This window comes from bacterium (assembly GCA_031082185.1).
Taxonomy (GTDB): Bacteria; Sysuimicrobiota; Sysuimicrobiia; order Sysuimicrobiales; family Humicultoraceae; genus VGFA01.
This window is the reverse complement of the sequence record JAVHLI010000014.1, coordinates 15,528-30,222: the sequence shown is the minus strand read 5'-3', so window position 1 is coordinate 30,222 and position 14,695 is coordinate 15,528. Positions and strand designations below refer to the sequence as shown.

20 protein-coding genes are annotated in these 14,695 nt (G+C 65.3%); all 20 read right to left on the bottom strand.

Annotated features, from left to right (window positions below; translation table 11 throughout):
• Window positions 1-3 precede the first annotated feature (3 nt).
• Window positions 4-570: a 50S ribosomal protein L5 gene (gene rplE, locus RDU83_11800; protein MDQ7841690.1), complete on the bottom strand. Its 567-nt coding sequence runs from the start codon at window positions 568-570 to the stop codon at window positions 4-6.
• A 25-nt stretch (window positions 571-595) separates the two neighbouring features.
• Window positions 596-937 (bottom strand): 50S ribosomal protein L24, encoded by a 342-nt coding sequence (rplX, locus tag RDU83_11795; GenBank protein MDQ7841689.1) that lies wholly within the window; start codon window positions 935-937, stop codon window positions 596-598.
• Window positions 938-964: 27 nt separating this feature from the next.
• Complete coding sequence (gene rplN / locus RDU83_11790; protein MDQ7841688.1) at window positions 965-1,333, bottom strand: 50S ribosomal protein L14; 369 nt, start codon at window positions 1,331-1,333, stop codon at window positions 965-967.
• Window positions 1,334-1,360: 27 nt separating this feature from the next.
• Window positions 1,361-1,618, bottom strand: coding sequence for a 30S ribosomal protein S17 (gene rpsQ, locus RDU83_11785; protein MDQ7841687.1), 258 nt, complete (start codon window positions 1,616-1,618; stop codon window positions 1,361-1,363).
• A gap of 16 nt (window positions 1,619-1,634) precedes the next feature.
• Window positions 1,635-1,829, bottom strand: a complete 195-nt coding sequence (gene rpmC / locus RDU83_11780; GenBank protein MDQ7841686.1) for a 50S ribosomal protein L29 — start codon at window positions 1,827-1,829, stop codon at window positions 1,635-1,637.
• Between the two features lie 2 nt (window positions 1,830-1,831).
• Window positions 1,832-2,245 carry a 50S ribosomal protein L16 gene (gene rplP / locus RDU83_11775; protein ID MDQ7841685.1) on the bottom strand — a complete coding sequence of 138 codons (414 nt, stop codon included), beginning with the start codon at window positions 2,243-2,245 and terminating at the stop codon, window positions 1,832-1,834.
• Window positions 2,223-2,987, bottom strand: coding sequence for a 30S ribosomal protein S3 (gene rpsC, locus RDU83_11770; protein ID MDQ7841684.1), 765 nt, complete (start codon window positions 2,985-2,987; stop codon window positions 2,223-2,225). Before rpsC ends, rplP begins: the two co-directional genes overlap by 23 nt.
• A 29-nt stretch (window positions 2,988-3,016) precedes the next feature.
• Entirely contained in the window at window positions 3,017-3,358 is a 342-nt protein-coding gene (gene rplV / locus RDU83_11765; protein MDQ7841683.1) for a 50S ribosomal protein L22, read from the bottom strand.
• A gap of 27 nt (window positions 3,359-3,385) precedes the next feature.
• Window positions 3,386-3,670, bottom strand: a complete 285-nt coding sequence (gene rpsS, locus RDU83_11760) for a 30S ribosomal protein S19 (protein MDQ7841682.1) — start codon at window positions 3,668-3,670, stop codon at window positions 3,386-3,388.
• Window positions 3,671-3,694: 24 nt separating this feature from the next.
• Window positions 3,695-4,519: a 50S ribosomal protein L2 gene (rplB, locus tag RDU83_11755; GenBank protein ID MDQ7841681.1), complete on the bottom strand. Its 825-nt coding sequence runs from the start codon at window positions 4,517-4,519 to the stop codon at window positions 3,695-3,697.
• A 21-nt stretch (window positions 4,520-4,540) separates the two neighbouring features.
• Window positions 4,541-4,834: a 50S ribosomal protein L23 gene (gene rplW / locus RDU83_11750; protein MDQ7841680.1), complete on the bottom strand. Its 294-nt coding sequence runs from the start codon at window positions 4,832-4,834 to the stop codon at window positions 4,541-4,543.
• Window positions 4,822-5,460: a 50S ribosomal protein L4 gene (rplD, locus tag RDU83_11745; GenBank protein MDQ7841679.1), complete on the bottom strand. Its 639-nt coding sequence runs from the start codon at window positions 5,458-5,460 to the stop codon at window positions 4,822-4,824. The genes rplW and rplD overlap by 13 nt, the downstream gene beginning before the upstream one ends.
• Window positions 5,457-6,071: a 50S ribosomal protein L3 gene (gene rplC / locus RDU83_11740; protein ID MDQ7841678.1), complete on the bottom strand. Its 615-nt coding sequence runs from the start codon at window positions 6,069-6,071 to the stop codon at window positions 5,457-5,459. Before rplC ends, rplD begins: the two co-directional genes overlap by 4 nt.
• A 12-nt stretch (window positions 6,072-6,083) precedes the next feature.
• Window positions 6,084-6,395, bottom strand: coding sequence for a 30S ribosomal protein S10 (gene rpsJ, locus RDU83_11735; protein MDQ7841677.1), 312 nt, complete (start codon window positions 6,393-6,395; stop codon window positions 6,084-6,086).
• A gap of 4 nt (window positions 6,396-6,399) precedes the next feature.
• A complete protein-coding gene (tuf, locus tag RDU83_11730) occupies window positions 6,400-7,617 on the bottom strand; it encodes an elongation factor Tu (protein MDQ7841676.1) in 1,218 nt (405 codons plus the stop codon).
• Between the two features lie 22 nt (window positions 7,618-7,639).
• Window positions 7,640-9,718 (bottom strand): elongation factor G, encoded by a 2,079-nt coding sequence (fusA, locus tag RDU83_11725; protein MDQ7841675.1) that lies wholly within the window; start codon window positions 9,716-9,718, stop codon window positions 7,640-7,642.
• Between the two features lie 38 nt (window positions 9,719-9,756).
• Window positions 9,757-10,230 carry a 30S ribosomal protein S7 gene (rpsG, locus tag RDU83_11720; GenBank protein ID MDQ7841674.1) on the bottom strand — a complete coding sequence of 158 codons (474 nt, stop codon included), beginning with the start codon at window positions 10,228-10,230 and terminating at the stop codon, window positions 9,757-9,759.
• Between the two features lie 16 nt (window positions 10,231-10,246).
• A complete protein-coding gene (gene rpsL / locus RDU83_11715) occupies window positions 10,247-10,621 on the bottom strand; it encodes a 30S ribosomal protein S12 (protein MDQ7841673.1) in 375 nt (124 codons plus the stop codon).
• Between the two features lie 307 nt (window positions 10,622-10,928).
• A complete protein-coding gene (locus tag RDU83_11710) occupies window positions 10,929-11,207 on the bottom strand; it encodes a ribosomal L7Ae/L30e/S12e/Gadd45 family protein (protein MDQ7841672.1) in 279 nt (92 codons plus the stop codon).
• Between the two features lie 47 nt (window positions 11,208-11,254).
• Window positions 11,255-14,695, bottom strand: coding sequence for a DNA-directed RNA polymerase subunit beta' (rpoC, locus tag RDU83_11705; protein MDQ7841671.1), 3,441 nt, complete (start codon window positions 14,693-14,695; stop codon window positions 11,255-11,257).

The following is a 14,695-nucleotide window of genomic DNA, read 5'->3' as shown; positions in this document are numbered from 1 at the left end:
GACCTATGCGCCCGGTACAGTCTGTGCGGCCTCCCGAAGAGGGAGGCCCAGATGACGGAGCAGCTCTCGCGCCTGCTCGTCCGAACGCGCGGTGGTTACCACCGTCACATCCATCCCGCGAATCTTGTCAACCTTGTCGTACTCGATCTCGGGAAAGATCAGCTGCTCCTTGAGACCCAGGTTCAGGTTGCCGCGGCCGTCGAACGCACGCTCGGAAACGCCCTTGAAGTCCTTGATCCGCGGCAGGGCAATGTTCAGGAGCTTGTCCAGGAAGTAGTACATCCGGTCGCCGCGCAGCGTCACCTTCACGCCGATCGGCATGCCCTGGCGCAGCTTGAACGCCGCGATGGACCTGCGGGCCTTCGTGACCACGGGGCGCTGGCCGGCGATCGCCACAATGTCCTCGACAACCTTGTCGATCAGCCGGGGGTCAGCCACCGCGCCGCCCACGCGCACGTTGATTACGACCTTCTCGAGCCGTGGGACCTCCATGCGGTTGCGATACTGAAACCGCTCGAGCATCTTCGGCACGACATCCGTCTGGTATCGTTCTTTCAGCCGAGTTGCCATCTATCTCCTCGCTCCTGCCCGCCGCCTACTTGTCCATCTGCTCCTTGCAGCGCTTGCAGTACCTAACCTTCGTCCCGTCTCCCAAGTACCGGTGTCCGACCCGCGAGGCCTCCCCGCACCTGGAGCACACGATCATCAACCGCGCCACCGGAATCGGCGCCTCTTTGGGCACTATGCCGCCCTGGGGCGACTTGCGGCTGGGCTTCACGTGTCGCTTCACGATGTTGACGCCCTCGACGATGGCTCGCTCGTCGCGGGGCACAACCCGAAGCACCTTGCCCCGCTTTCCGCTGAACTTGCCGCCGGTCACCTCCACCATGTCGCCCTTGCGGAGGTGAAGCCGTACATGCACCGTTGCTACCACCATCGTCCCTGCCTCCGTCCGAATCCGCTACTACAGCACTTCAGGCGCGAGCGAGATGATCTTCATGAACTGCTTCTCTCGGAGTTCGCGCGCAACCGGCCCGAAGATGCGAGTGCCCCGGGGATTAGTGGCATCGGACAACAGCACCGCCGCGTTGTCGTCGAACCGTATGTAGGACCCGTCGTGACGGCGCAATTCCTTCCGGGTGCGCACGACGACTGCCCGAACGACCTCCCCCTTCTTGACGGGGCTGTTGGGGATGGCCTGCTTCACCGTTGCCACGATGATGTCCCCCACGCTGGCGTATCGCCTGTGGGACCCTCCCAGGACGCGAATGCAAAGCAGCTGGCGCGCGCCGGTGTTGTCCGCCACCTTCAATCGGCTCTCTTGTTGAATCATGGCTCCACCTCAGTCCAGCCCGCGCGCCTAGCGCGCCCGCTCAATGATCTCAGCAACCCGCCACCGTTTGTCGCGGGACAAAGGACGCGTCTCCACAATTCGGACGCGATCACCCACATGAACCGTGCCCTGCTCATCGTGAGCCTTGAGCGTCTTGGACCGCCGGACGATCTTCTTGTAGAGCGGGTGGCGTGTCACGACCTCGATCTTCACCACCACGGTCTTAGCCATCTTGTCGCTGGTCACAACGCCCACCTGGCTCTTGCGCCTCGCCCGCTCCTCCATGCTCAACCCTCCGACCCTACTTCTGGCCTGCGGCCATGCGGCCGCCCAGCACCGTCTTCATGCGCGCGATGTCGCGCCGCAGCTCGCGGATCCGCGCCGTGTTGCGCTGCTGGGACACCTTGATCCGCAGCGACCATAACTCGCGCTCCGCCTCATCGAGCTTCTTCTCGATCTCCGCCGGGATCATCTCCCGTAGCACGCTCGCCTTCATCTTCAGGCCACCACCCGGGAAATGAACTGGGTCTTGATCGGCAGCTTGTGCGATGCCAGGGACATCGCCTGCCGGGCCTGGGGCTCAGCCACGCCGGCCAGCTCGAACAGGATCCGGCCCGGTCTGACGACGGCAACCCAGAACTCAGGGTTCCCCTTGCCGCTGCCCATGCGCGTCTCGGCCGGCTTCTTCGTGACCGGCTTGTCGGGAAAGACCCTGATCCATAGCTTTCCCCCGCGCTTGATGAATCGGGTAATCGTGCGCCGGGCCGCCTCGAGCTGGGCGCTGGAAACCCAGCCTGGGTCCAGTGCCTGAAGGCCGTACTCGCCGAACGCCACGGAGGTACCGGCGCGAACCTTGCCGGCCATGTTCCCCCGGTGCGCCTTCCGGAACTTAGTCCGCTTGGGCATCAACATCGCTGCCCTGCCTCCTCACGCTAACCGGCGCCGTCCGGCTCGGAATCACAACGGGCCCAACGCCTGCGGCCGGCTCATGGCGGGGCGGCCGGCGGTGTTCGGGCTCATGCCGGCGGCTCTCGGGAAGCTGGTCTCCCCGGTAGATCCAGACCTTGACCCCGATGCGCCCGTACGTGGTAAGCGCCTCGGCCATCCCGTAGTCAATGTCGGCCCGGAGCGTGTGCAGGGGCACGCGCCCTTCCCGGTACCATTCGTAACGCGCGATCTCGGACCCGCCGAGCCGTCCGCCGCACGCGATGCGTATGCCCTTGGCCCCTGCCCGGAGACTGCGCTGAACCGCCTGCTTCATGGCGCGTCGGTAGGCGATCCGTCGCTCCAACTGCTGCGCCACGTTCTCGGCGACAAGCTGTGCCTCGATCTCGGGCCGGCGCACCTCGTTCACGCTCAGCATTATCTGCCGGCCGGTCAGGGCATCCAGCTCCTTCTTGAGAGCATCAATCCCAGTCCCGCCGCGCCCGATGATTATGCCGGGCCGCGCGGAGTGTATGACGACTCGGACACGGTTTGCCGCCCTCTCGATCTCGACGCGCGAGATTCCGGCGCGGTGGAGCTTCTTCTTAATCATGTGCCGGATCTTCTGATCTTCCTCGATCAGATCCGCCATGTTCCGGGCATACCATCGGGACTCCCAGTCCCGAATGATACCGACCCGCAGCCCGATTGGGTTGACCTTCTGCCCCACCTCACACCTCCGGAACTACGCTACCCAGCCTACCGACCCGCGCGCTCGCCCACCACGACGGTAATGTGGCTGCTGCGCTTGGTGATGACGTCCGCCCGCCCGCGCGCGCGCGGCGTGACCCGCTTGGTCACAGGCGCTTTGTCGGCATAGGTCCGCATTACGATCAGGTCATCGGCATCCATCTCGTGGTTGCTCTCGGCATTGGCCACCGCCGACTTCAGAACCTTGGCCACCGCCTTGGAGGCCATGTCAGGTGCAGCCAGCAGCCGAGCCTCGGCCTCTCGGACCGGGAGCCCGCGCAGGACCGCCAGCGCCCGCCGTGCCTTCAGGGGCGATATGCTGATGTACTTGGCGATCGCCTTGGCTTCCATGCTGTTCCTCCCGTCGTCCTCCGCGGCCTACTTCGGCGTCGTTGCGCGCTCGGTGTGAGCGCTGTGCCCCTTGAACGTGCGCGTCGGCGCGAACTCGCCGAGCTTGTGTCCCACCATCTGCTCGGAAACGTATACCGGAACGTGTTTCCGGCCGTCGTATACGGCAATCGTGTGCCCGATGAAATCGGGTAGCACGGTCGAGCGTCGCGACCAGGTCTTGATGACGCGCCGCTCACGAGATCGGTTCAGGCCCTTGATCTTCTCGACCAAGTGCTGGTCCGCAAACGGCCCTTTCTTTTGCGATCGTCCCATGGCTCGTGCCCGACCTCCCTCGCCCTACTTGCGCCGCTTCACGATCACCGCGTCGGAGCGCTTGGCCTTGCGCGTCTTGTACCCCAGCGTGGGCTTGCCCCACGGAGTAACCGGCCCCGGCATCCCGATCGGGGACCGTCCTTCCCCGCCCCCGTGCGGGTGGCTGGACGGATCCATGGCCACGCCGCGGACGGAGGGCCTGCGGCCCAGCCACCGCGATCTCCCGGCCTTGCCGAGCTTGGTGGCATCGTGGTCCACATTGCCGACCTGGCCGATGGTGGCAGTACAGTCCAGCGGCACCAGCCTAACCTCGCCCGAAGGCAACCGGATGTGCGCCACTTTCCCTTCCTTTGCCATGACCTGCGCGCCCGCGCCGGCGGCCCGCACCATCTGGCCGCCCCGTGAGGGCATCAACTCAATGTTGTGAACCACGGTGCCCACCGGAATCGCCCGCAGCGGCAACGCATTGCCGGGGCGGATGTCGGCCTGCGGGCCGGAGGACACCGTGTCCCCAACGCGCAGGCCCACCGGCGCCAAGATGTAGCGCTTCTCGCCGTCGGCATAGTGCAACAGCGCGAGGCGCGCCGACCGGTTGGGATCGTACTCCACCGCCGCCACGCGGGCGGGGATTCCGTCCTTGTCGCGCTTGAAGTCAATGACCCGGTAACGTCGCTTGTGCCCCCCGCCCTGGTGGCGCACGGTCACCTTACCCTGCCCGTTGCGGCCCGCGCGCCGGCGCAACGGCTCCAGAAGCGGCCGTTCGGGCCTGGTCTTCGTAATCTCCTCGAAGCTCGAGACGCTCCCAAACCGCCGCCCCGGCGTCGTTGGTTTGAACTTCTTGATTCCCATCGTGGCCTCCCAGCCGTCGGCCTACGTCATGCTCTCCAGGTCTATCTTGTTGCCCGGGGCCAGCGTGACCACGGCCTTACGCATGCCGGGTGAGACGAACTCGTACCGGCCCCTCCGGCGCGTGCGCCCTGGGATGTTGATCACGTTGACCTGACGCACGCGCACCGAGAAGATCGCTTCCACCGCCTGCTTCACGGCGATCTTGTTCGCGCCGCGCGCGATCTCGAACGTGTACTTTCCGCCCTCGTTGCCGCGCAGGCTCTTTTCGGTCAGAATCGGGCGGCGGATGATCTCGCGCGGGTTCACGATCCCCATGCCTCCTGCAACACGGCCAGAGCCGATTGTGTGATCACCAGGGGGCGCGGCACCAACAGGTGACGAACCGCAAGGCGCCGGGCAGAGAGCACGCGGGCGCCCCGCAGGTTGGCCGCGGCCCGTACCAGATCCTTCTCGGCGTCGGCCACAACGATAACCGCCGGGGGACGCACCCCCACCGCCTCCAGCAGCGCCGCCAGGGACTTCGTCTTGGGCTCGCCGCCGGCCAGACGCTCCAGGATCACGATTCGGCCCGCTTGGGCCTGGGCCGACAGCGCCGATCGCAGGGCCAAACCCCGCTCCTGCTTGGAGAGCTTCTGAGAGTAATCGCGAGGCTGCGGGCCAAAGGTGATCCCACCGCCCGTCCAGAGGGGAGAGCGCCGGCTTCCGGCTCGCGCGCGCCCAGTGCCCTTCTGGCGCCAGGGCTTGCGGCCTCCTCCCCTGACTTCGCCCTTGGTGCGGGTCGCGTGCGTACCCGCACGGGCGTTGGCAAGTTCGGCGAGTACCGCGCGGTGTAGTAGGGCCCGGTTTGGCCGCAGGCCAAAGAGCGCCGCGGGCAGCTCGATCTCGCCGGCGGGCGCGCCGGTCACGTCAAAGGCGGTGGCCTTGGGCATCATGGTCGTCATGCGCTCCTCACCATCAGCAGCGCCCCCCGAATGCCCGGCGTGGCGCCGCGTAGCAGCAGCAGGTTGTTCTTTGGATCCACGCGGACCACGCGAAGCTTCTGCACGGTCACCCGCTTGTTACCGTGGCGTCCGGCCATCCGCTTGCCGGGAAACACTCGAGCGATATCCGACGATCCGATGGAGCCTATCGCGCGGTGCATCAGTGACACGCCGTGCGAGTCTCGCTGGCCGCTGAAACCGTGCCGTTTCATCGCGCCGGTGAATCCGTGCCCGATGCTGGTGCCGGTTACGTCCACGATCTGCCCGGGGGAAAACTCCTCGACGGTGATAACCTGCCCAGGAACTACCCCTCCCTCAGGCAGTGGCAGCTCTCGGATCACCCGATGGGGCGCCATCTTTAGCTTAGCGAACACGCCCTTCATCGGGCGGTTCACCTTACGGTCGGGCACGGGCTCAAAGGCCACCCGCATCGCGGCGTAGCCGTCGCGCTCGAGCGTTCGGGCGTCCACTACGACGCAAGGACCCGCCTCGATAACCGTCACTGCGATGCTGGCCCCTTCGTCGTCGAAGATACGGGTCATGCCGAGCTTCCGTCCAAGAATGGCCGTCATCTCCTGCAACTCCTACAACTTGATCTCAATGTCAACGCCCGCGGGAAGGTCGAGGTGCATGAGCTCGTCCACCGTCTTCTGCGTGGGGTCAAGGATATCGATCAGGCGCCGATGGGTCCGAATCTCGAAGTGCTCCATCGAATCCTTATCGACATGCGGGGACCGGATGACACAGAAGGCGCTGCGGTTGGTCGGCAACGGGACCGGGCCGCTGACCCGCGCCCCGGACTTGCGCACCACGCTGACGATCTTCTCGGCCGACTGGTCGAGGACCTTGTGGTCGAAGGCCCTGAGCTTTATGCGAATCTTCTGCGCCACCGCCATCCCTTTACGCCTCCACCTTCACAACGACACCGGCGCCCACCGTCCGTCCGCCTTCCCGGATCGCAAACCGCAGGCCCTCCTCCAGCGCCACCGGGGTGATCAGCTTCACCCCCATCGTGATGTTGTCACCCGGCATCACCATCTCTACCCCTTCGGGTAGCACTATGTCACCGGTCACGTCCGTCGTCCGGAAGTAGAACTGCGGCCGGTATCCCGTGAAGAACGGCGTGTGCCGTCCCCCCTCCTCTTTCGCCAGTACGTATACCTCCGCCTGAAAGTCCGTGTGCGGCTTGATCGACCCAGGCTTCGCCAGCACCATCCCCCGCTCTACCTCGTCCTTCTCTACCCCTCGCAGCAACACGCCTACGTTGTCCCCTGCCAGCGTCTCGTCCAGCGACTTGCGGAACATCTCCAGCCCCGTCACCACCGTCCGCCGCGCCTCTGGCCGCAACCCTACTATCTCCACTTCTTCCCCTACGCTAAGCTTCCCACGCTCTACCCGCCCCGTCGCTACCGTCCCCCGCCCTGTGATCGTGAAGATGTCCTCTACCGCCATCAGGAATGGCTTCTCTACCTCGCGCTGTGGCGTCGGAATGGATTTGTCCGCCGCGTCCATCAGCGCCCACACCCCGTCTACCCACTCGTTCTCCCCGCGCGCTAGCTTCGGGTTCCCCTGCAACGCCTCCAGCGCCCGCAACGCCGACCCCCGGATCACCGGCAGGTCGTCCCCGGGAAACTTGTAGGCGCTCAGCAGTTCCCTCACCTCTAACTCCACCAGCTCCAGCAGCTCAGGGTCATCCACCATGTCTACCTTGTTCAAGAACACCACCACGTACGGTACGTTCACCTGCCGCGCCAACAGGATGTGCTCCCGCGTCTGCGGCATCGGCCCGTCCGCCGCCGATACCACCAGGATCGCACCGTCCATCTGCGCCGCTCCCGTGATCATGTTCTTGATGTAGTCCGCGTGCCCCGGACAGTCTATGTGCGCGTAGTGCCTCGCCACGGTCTCGTACTCTACGTGGCTGATCGCTATCGTGATCCCCCGCTCCTTCTCCTCCGGAGCGTTGTCGATTTCGTAAAATCCCATCGCCTTGGTCTTGCCTGCCACCGCCAACGCATGCGTCACCGCCGCCGTCAGCGTCGTCTTTCCGTGATCTACGTGCCCTATCGTCCCTATGTTTACGTGCGGCTTCGTCCGCTCAAACTTCTGCTTGGCCATCGTCGGTGGCTCCTCTCAAGTCCTACGCCCGCACGCCCACGCCTGAACGGGCGCGGACCGCGTCGGCAACGCTACCGGGGACCTCCTCGTAGTGCGAGGGCTCCATCGAGTATGTGGCGCGCCCCTGGCTGGCCGAGCGCAGCGTCGTCGCGTACCCAAACATCTCCGCCAACGGGATAATCGCCCGGACGACCTGCAGCGGCCCCTGAGCCTCCATGCCCTCTATGCGCCCGCGCCTGGAGTTGAGGTCTCCGATGACGTCGCCCGTGTATACCTCGGGCGTCACTACCTCGATCCGCATCATGGGCTCCAGGAGCACCGGCTTGGCGCGCAAGGCCGCTTCCTTGAAAGCGAGCGAACCGGCGATCTTGAACGCCATCTCGCTCGAGTCCACCTCGTGGTACGAGCCGTCCACCAGGGTGGCGCGGAAGTCAATGACCGGGTAGCCGGCCAGCACGCCGCCCTCAGCGGCTTCACGGATCCCAACCCCCACCGGGCGTATGAACTCCCGGGGGATGTCGCCGCCCGTGATCTTGTCGACGAACTCAAAACCGCCACCGCGTCCCAGCGGTTCCAACTCCACGACCGCGTGGCCGTACTGCCCGCGGCCGCCGGTCTGCCGTATGTACCGGCCCACGCCCTTTGCCGCCTGCCGGATGGTCTCCTTGTACGCGACCTGCGGCCGGCCCACGTTGGCTCCCACCTTGAACTCGCGCAGCAGGCGGTCCACGATGATCTCCAGGTGAAGCTCACCCATACCGGAGATGACGGTCTGGCCGGTCTCGGAATCGAAGCGCACGCGGAAGGTCGGATCCTCCTCCGTGAGGCGTGCCAGCGACGCCGTGAGCTTCTCCTCATCGGCCCTTGTCTTGGGCTCCACCGCCACCGAAATGACCGGGTCTGGAAAGTGCATGGACTCCAGCACCAACGGTGCATCCTCATCGCACAGCGTGTCGCCCGTAGCGGTGATGCGCAGGCCTACCGCCGCGACCACGTTGCCCGCCGACACCTCGGAGATATCCTCACGATGGTTTGCATGCATCTGCAGGATGCGGGAAATCCGTTCCTTCTGAGCCTTGTTCGCGTTGAACACGTACGACCCGGCGCGGAGCGTCCCCGAGTACACACGGAAGTAAGTAAGCTTACCCACATAGGGATCGGAGATGATCTTAAACGCCAGCGCCGCCAGAGGCCCGGAGGGATCGGCCAACCGCTGAACCGCTTGCCCTGTCTTCTTGTCCACTCCCGTTACCGGGGGCATGTCCAGGGGGGACGGCAGGTAGTCAATCACGGAGTCCAGCAGCGGCTGCACTCCCTTGTTTCGGAACGAGCTGCCGCACAACACTGGGATGATGCGCCCCGCGATCGTGCCTCGCCGGAGGGCGGCGCGCAACTCCTCCTCGCCGATCGGCGCACCATCGAGGTACTTCACGGCGATGGCGTCGTCCAGGTCGGCTGCGGTCTCGATCAGCCTCTCGCGGAACTGCTCAGCCAGCTCGCGCGGCCCCTCGGGGGTGTCGGTCTCGTCAGATCGCGTGCCCAGGTCGTCCAGGTAGATCGTGGACTTCATGCGGATGAGGTCAACCACGCCCTGGAAGCCGTCCTCGGCGCCGATCGGGAGTTGCACCGGTACCGGCACAGCCCCCAACCGCTCGCGAATCATCTCGACCGTTCGGAGAAAATCGGCCCCGGTCCGGTCCATCTTGTTGATGTAGATGATCCGGGGAACCCGGTAGCGTTCCGCCTGGCGCCAGACGGTCTCCGACTGCGGCTGCACACCCTCTACCGCGGAAAGCAGCACGACGGCGCCGTCCAGCACGCGCATCGAGCGCTCAACCTCCATGGTGAAGTCCACGTGACCGGGAGTATCAATGATGTTGATCCGGTGGTCCCGCCACTCGCAGGTGGTGGCCGCGGAGGTAATGGTAATCCCACGCTCCCGCTCCTGGATCATCCAATCCATGGTCGCGGAGCCCTCGTCTACCTCTCCCAGCCGGTGCACCCGGCCCGTGTAGAACAGGATGCGCTCGGTAGTTGTAGTTTTCCCGGCGTCAATGTGGGCGACGATGCCAATGTTCCGAATTGTAGCGAGCGCGGCCATGTCCACCGTTCCCACTCCCGCCCGCGGCGAAACCGCAGTTACCATCGATAGTGTGCGAAGGCTTTGTTAGCCTCTGCCATCCTGTGTATGTCTTCCCGCTTCTTCACCGATGCGCCCTGTCCGGCCGCCGCGTCGAGGATCTCGGCCGCCAACCGATCGGCGATGGTCCGACGGTCCTTGCGCGCGCGCGAATACCCCACCAACCAGCGAAGCCCCAGCGAGAAGCGGCGCTCAGTCCGCACCTCAATGGGCACCTGATAAGTCGCGCCGCCGACCCGGCGGGGACGGACCTCGAGCACCGGCATCACGTTGCCCAGAGCCTTGTCGAACATCTTCACCGGATCCTGCCCGCTCTTCTCTTGGACGACCTCGAATGCACGGTATACGGCGCGCGCGGCCAGGCCTTTCTTGCCCCGCGTCATTACCTTGTTGATCAGCCGATGTACGGCCACATTCTCGAAGACCGGATCCGGACCGATCTCGAGCCGTGCGACGCTTCCCTTCCTCGGCATCCCAGTCCCCTCCGGTCTACTTCTTGGGCCGCTTGGCCCCGTACTTGGAGCGGCTGCGCATGCGATTGACCACCCCCGCCGAGTCCAGCGAACCCCTCACAATGTGGTACCGGATGCCCGGGAGGTCCTTAACGCGACCGCCACGGATCAGCACCACCGAGTGCTCTTGTAGGTTGTGGCCGATCCCCGGGATGTAGGCGGTCACCTCCATGCCGTTGGTCAGCCGGATGCGGGCGATCTTGCGCAGGGCGGAGTTCGGCTTCTTGGGCGTTGTCGTCTTCACCTGGATACACACGCCGCGCTTCTGCGGGCACTCGCCCAGTGCCGGCGATTTGCTCTTTTCCCGGACCTGGTAGCGCCCAAGTCGGACTAGTTGACTCACGGTCGGCATGCATCTCCTCCTTCACCCGCATCACACAGCATACCCCAGCGACCTCCGGAAGGAAGCCCGTGCGCGGGGCGCGATGCCTCAGCCGTTACCACGCGCGGGCGGCGGCTGGGTTATCGCAGTGCTAATCTGTCTTCAGTTGACGCTGCGCCATACGAGATACGCCATCGTTGGAGCCTCGCCCAACCGGACGAGGCCGGCAGTACCCTGCGGCGCAACCAGAGGGCTCTGGAGGATCGAGGGAGCGCAACGACCAGACGAGCCCCGATTAGCTCCGGCCGGAACCGCACCGGCCGGATCGTACCCGGCGCTACGAAGGATCCGGGCTGACAATCAGAACCGCCGCGGCAGTGGCGCCTACGGCAATCCCGCAGGCCCGCCCCAGGGCGGTCATCGATTCCACCTCGACAACGGCGACCCCCCGCTCGGCTGCCGCGCGCACGATCGGCGCGACCACCTTCGGATCCGCGTCGGCCGCGATGAACACCTCCACCGCCGCCCCGCGCGTGATCGCCTTCGTCGTTTGATGCGCACCAACCGCACGAGCCGGTGCGCCTCGAATCCGCGCAAGAGCACCAGATGCGCTCATGCGCGCCAGCCGATTCTAGCACCGGCCCGAAGGAGTGTCAACACGGCCTAGAGCTCCGCGTGCACCTTGAGTTGACGGTACCGGGCCATGCCCGTGCCGGCCGGAATGAGCTTACCGATGATGACATTTTCCTTCAACCCTATCAACGGATCCACCTTGCCGCGCGTTGCGGCGTCGGTCAGCACGCGCGCCGTCTCCTGGAACGAGGCGGCGCTCAGAAAACTCTCGGTCGCCAGCGACGCCTTGGTTATTCCCAGCAGCGCCGGTCGGGCCTTGGCCGGCTCTCCGCCGGTGGCCATCACGCGGGCGTTCTCCTCCGCGAAGGCGAACCGATCCACCAGCTCGGCGGGCAGGAACTCCGTATCCCCTTCCTCATCAACCTTCACCTTGCGCAGCATCTGACGGGCGATAATCTCGATGTGTTTGTCGTTGATGTCCACGCCCTGCGACCGGTAGACGGACTGGATCTCCTGGACCAGGTAGCCCTGCAGATCCTGGAGACCCTTGATGCGGAGGATGTCATGCGGGTTGGCCGAACCCTCGGTAAGCTGGTCGCCCGGCTCCACCTGATCGCCGGCGGCCACCCGCAGACGGATGCCCAACGGCACTGCATAGGACCGCTCGTCGTTCTTGCTGGTGATGGTCAGGCGCCGCACACCGCGGGACTCGCTGACCGCCGCGGTCCCCCCGATCTCGGCGACTATGGCCTGGCCCTTGGGCTTGCGCGCTTCGAACAGCTCCTCGACCCGGGGCAACCCCTGGGTGATGTCGAAGCCCGCGATCCCGCCGGTGTGGAACGTGCGCATCGTCAGCTGGGTGCCCGGCTCGCCGATGGACTGCGCGGCAATGATCCCAACGGCCTCACCGATCTCAACCGCCTTGCCCGTGGCAAGGTTGCGGCCGTAGCACTTGGCGCAGACCCCGTAGCGGCTCTTGCAGGTAAGCACCGAGCGAACCACTACCTGGTCCAGCCCCGCCTCCTCGATCCGCTCCGCAGCCTCCTCGTCAACCTCCGCACCGGCCTCCAGCAGCGGCTTGCGGCGCGGCGCCCCAGCGTCCTCGGCCAGGGTCCTGCCCACGATCCGCTCGCGCAGCGGCACGACGACGTCGTTACCCTCCTTGACGGCCGTCATGGCCACGCCCTCAGTCGTCTTGCAGTCCACCTCGCGGATGATGACATCCTGGGCCACGTCCACCAGCCGGCGGGTTAGGTACCCGGACTCGGAGGTCCGGATGGCGGTGTCGGCCAGGCCCTTACGCTGCCCGTGGGTCGATATGAAGTACTCCAGGACCGTCAGCCCCTCGCGGAAGTTGGCCTTGATGGGCAACTCGATGATCCGGCCGCTGGGGTCGGTCATCAGGCCGCGCATGCCGGCGAGCTGGCGGATCTGCTGGATGTTGCCGCGCGCGCCGGAGAGCGCCATCATGTACAGCGGGTTGAACGGCTCGAACTGCTCGAGCATCGCGTCCGTGATTTCCTCAGTGGCCTTCGTCCAGACGTCAATCGCCCGCTGGTACCGTTCGCCGTCCGTGATGAGGCCCTTACGGTACTGCTGTTCAATGGCATCGATGCGTTTGTCCGCCTCCGCCAGCACCTTCTTCTTCGCGTCGGGGATTACGATGTCTGAAATTGCGATACCCGATCCGCTGCGGGTGGCGTACTTGAAGCCCAGGTCCTTGAGCGCATCGAGAAGGTGCACGGTCTTCGTCGAGCCCAGCCGGTTGTAGGACTCCGACACGATCTGGGAGAGAACCTTGCGGTCGCACACGTCGTTGACGAAGCGCAGCTCCTCGGGAATCGCCTCGTTGAAGATCACGCGTCCCGCCGTGGTGACGATCAGCTCCGGGTCCCGGTAGCGAACCCTGATCCGGGAGTGGAGACCCAGTGTTTCGCTCTCCAGCGCCAGAACCACCTCGCTGGGTGAGGAGAAGGCCTTAAGGTCCTTCTCGAGCTTATCCTTGTCGGCGGGATCGTCCATCGTCAGGTAGTAGCAGCCGAAGACTATGTCGCGGGTCGGGCTGGTGATGGCCTTCCCGTAGGCCGGCGAGAGGATATTGTGGGCCGAGAGCATCAGCAGGCGGGCCTCGGCCTGCGATGCGGCGGAAAGCGGCACGTGCACCGCCATCTGGTCGCCGTCGAAGTCGGCGTTGTAGGCGGTGCAGACGAGCGGGTGGACCTGGATCGCCTTCCCTTCGATCAGGACCGGCTCGAACGCCTGGATCCCCAACCGATGGAGCGTGGGCGCGCGGTTGAGCAGCACCGGGTGTTCCCGCACGACCTCCTCCAGGACGTCCCAGACCTCGGGGCGCGCGCGCTCCACCATGCGCTTGGCGCTCTTGATGTTCTGAGACAGGTTGCGGTCCACCAGCTTCTTCATGACGAATGGCTTGAAGAGCTCCAGCGCCATCTCTTTGGGCAGGCCGCACTGGTAGAGCTTGAGGCGCGGGCCGACCACGATCACGGAACGGCCGGAGTAGTCCACTCGCTTGCCCAGCAGGTTCTGCCGGAAGCGCCCCTGCTTGCCCTTGAGCATGTCGGACAGCGACTTAAGAGGCCGGTTGTTCGGCCCGGTTACCGGCCGTCCGCGGCGGCCGTTGTCGATCAGCGCGTCAACGGCCTCCTGCAGCATCCGCTTTTCGTTGCGCACGATGATCTCCGGCGCGCCCAGGTCCAGCAGCCGCTTGAGCCGGTTGTTGCGGTTGATGACGCGGCGATAGAGATCGTTGAGGTCGCTGGTGGCGAAACGGCCGCCGTCGAGCTGCACCATTGGGCGCAGATCAGGCGGGATGACCGGGACGACGCCGAGGATCATCCAGTGGGGCTGCTGGCCGCTCTTGCGAAAAGCCTCCACGACCTCCAGCCGCTTGAGGACCTTCAACCGCTTCTGACCTGTGGCGGTCTTGAGGTCGGCGCGAAGCTGGCGGCTCAGCTTCTCGATGTCCATCTCGTCAAACAGCTCTCTGATCGCCTCGGCGCCCATGCTCGCGCGAAACGCGTTCCCGTACTTCTCGCGCATGTCGCGGTAGTCGCTCTCGGAGAGCAGCTGACGCTTCTGGAGCGGCGCGGTCCCAGGATCCACCACCATGTAGGCGGCAAAGTACACCACGCGCTCCAACGCCCGGGGGGACACGTCAAGCAACAGCCCGATCCGGCTCGGGACGCCCTTGAGGTACCAGATGTGGCACACCGGCGCGGCCAGCTCTATGTGCCCCATGCGCTCGCGCCGCACTTTGGCCCGGGTGACCTCAACGCCGCAGCGGTCGCAAACGATCCCCTTGAATCGGATCCGCTTGTACTTGCCGCAGTGACACTCCCAGTCCTTCGTCGGACCGAAGATGCGTTCGCAAAACAGGCCGTCCCGCTCGGGTTTCAGCGTCCGATAGTTGATCGTCTCCGGCTTCCGCACCTCGCCGTGCGACCAGCTCCGGATAACCTCGGGGGATGCCAGCCCGACCTTTACCGCGTCGAAGTTGTTTACGTCCTGCAT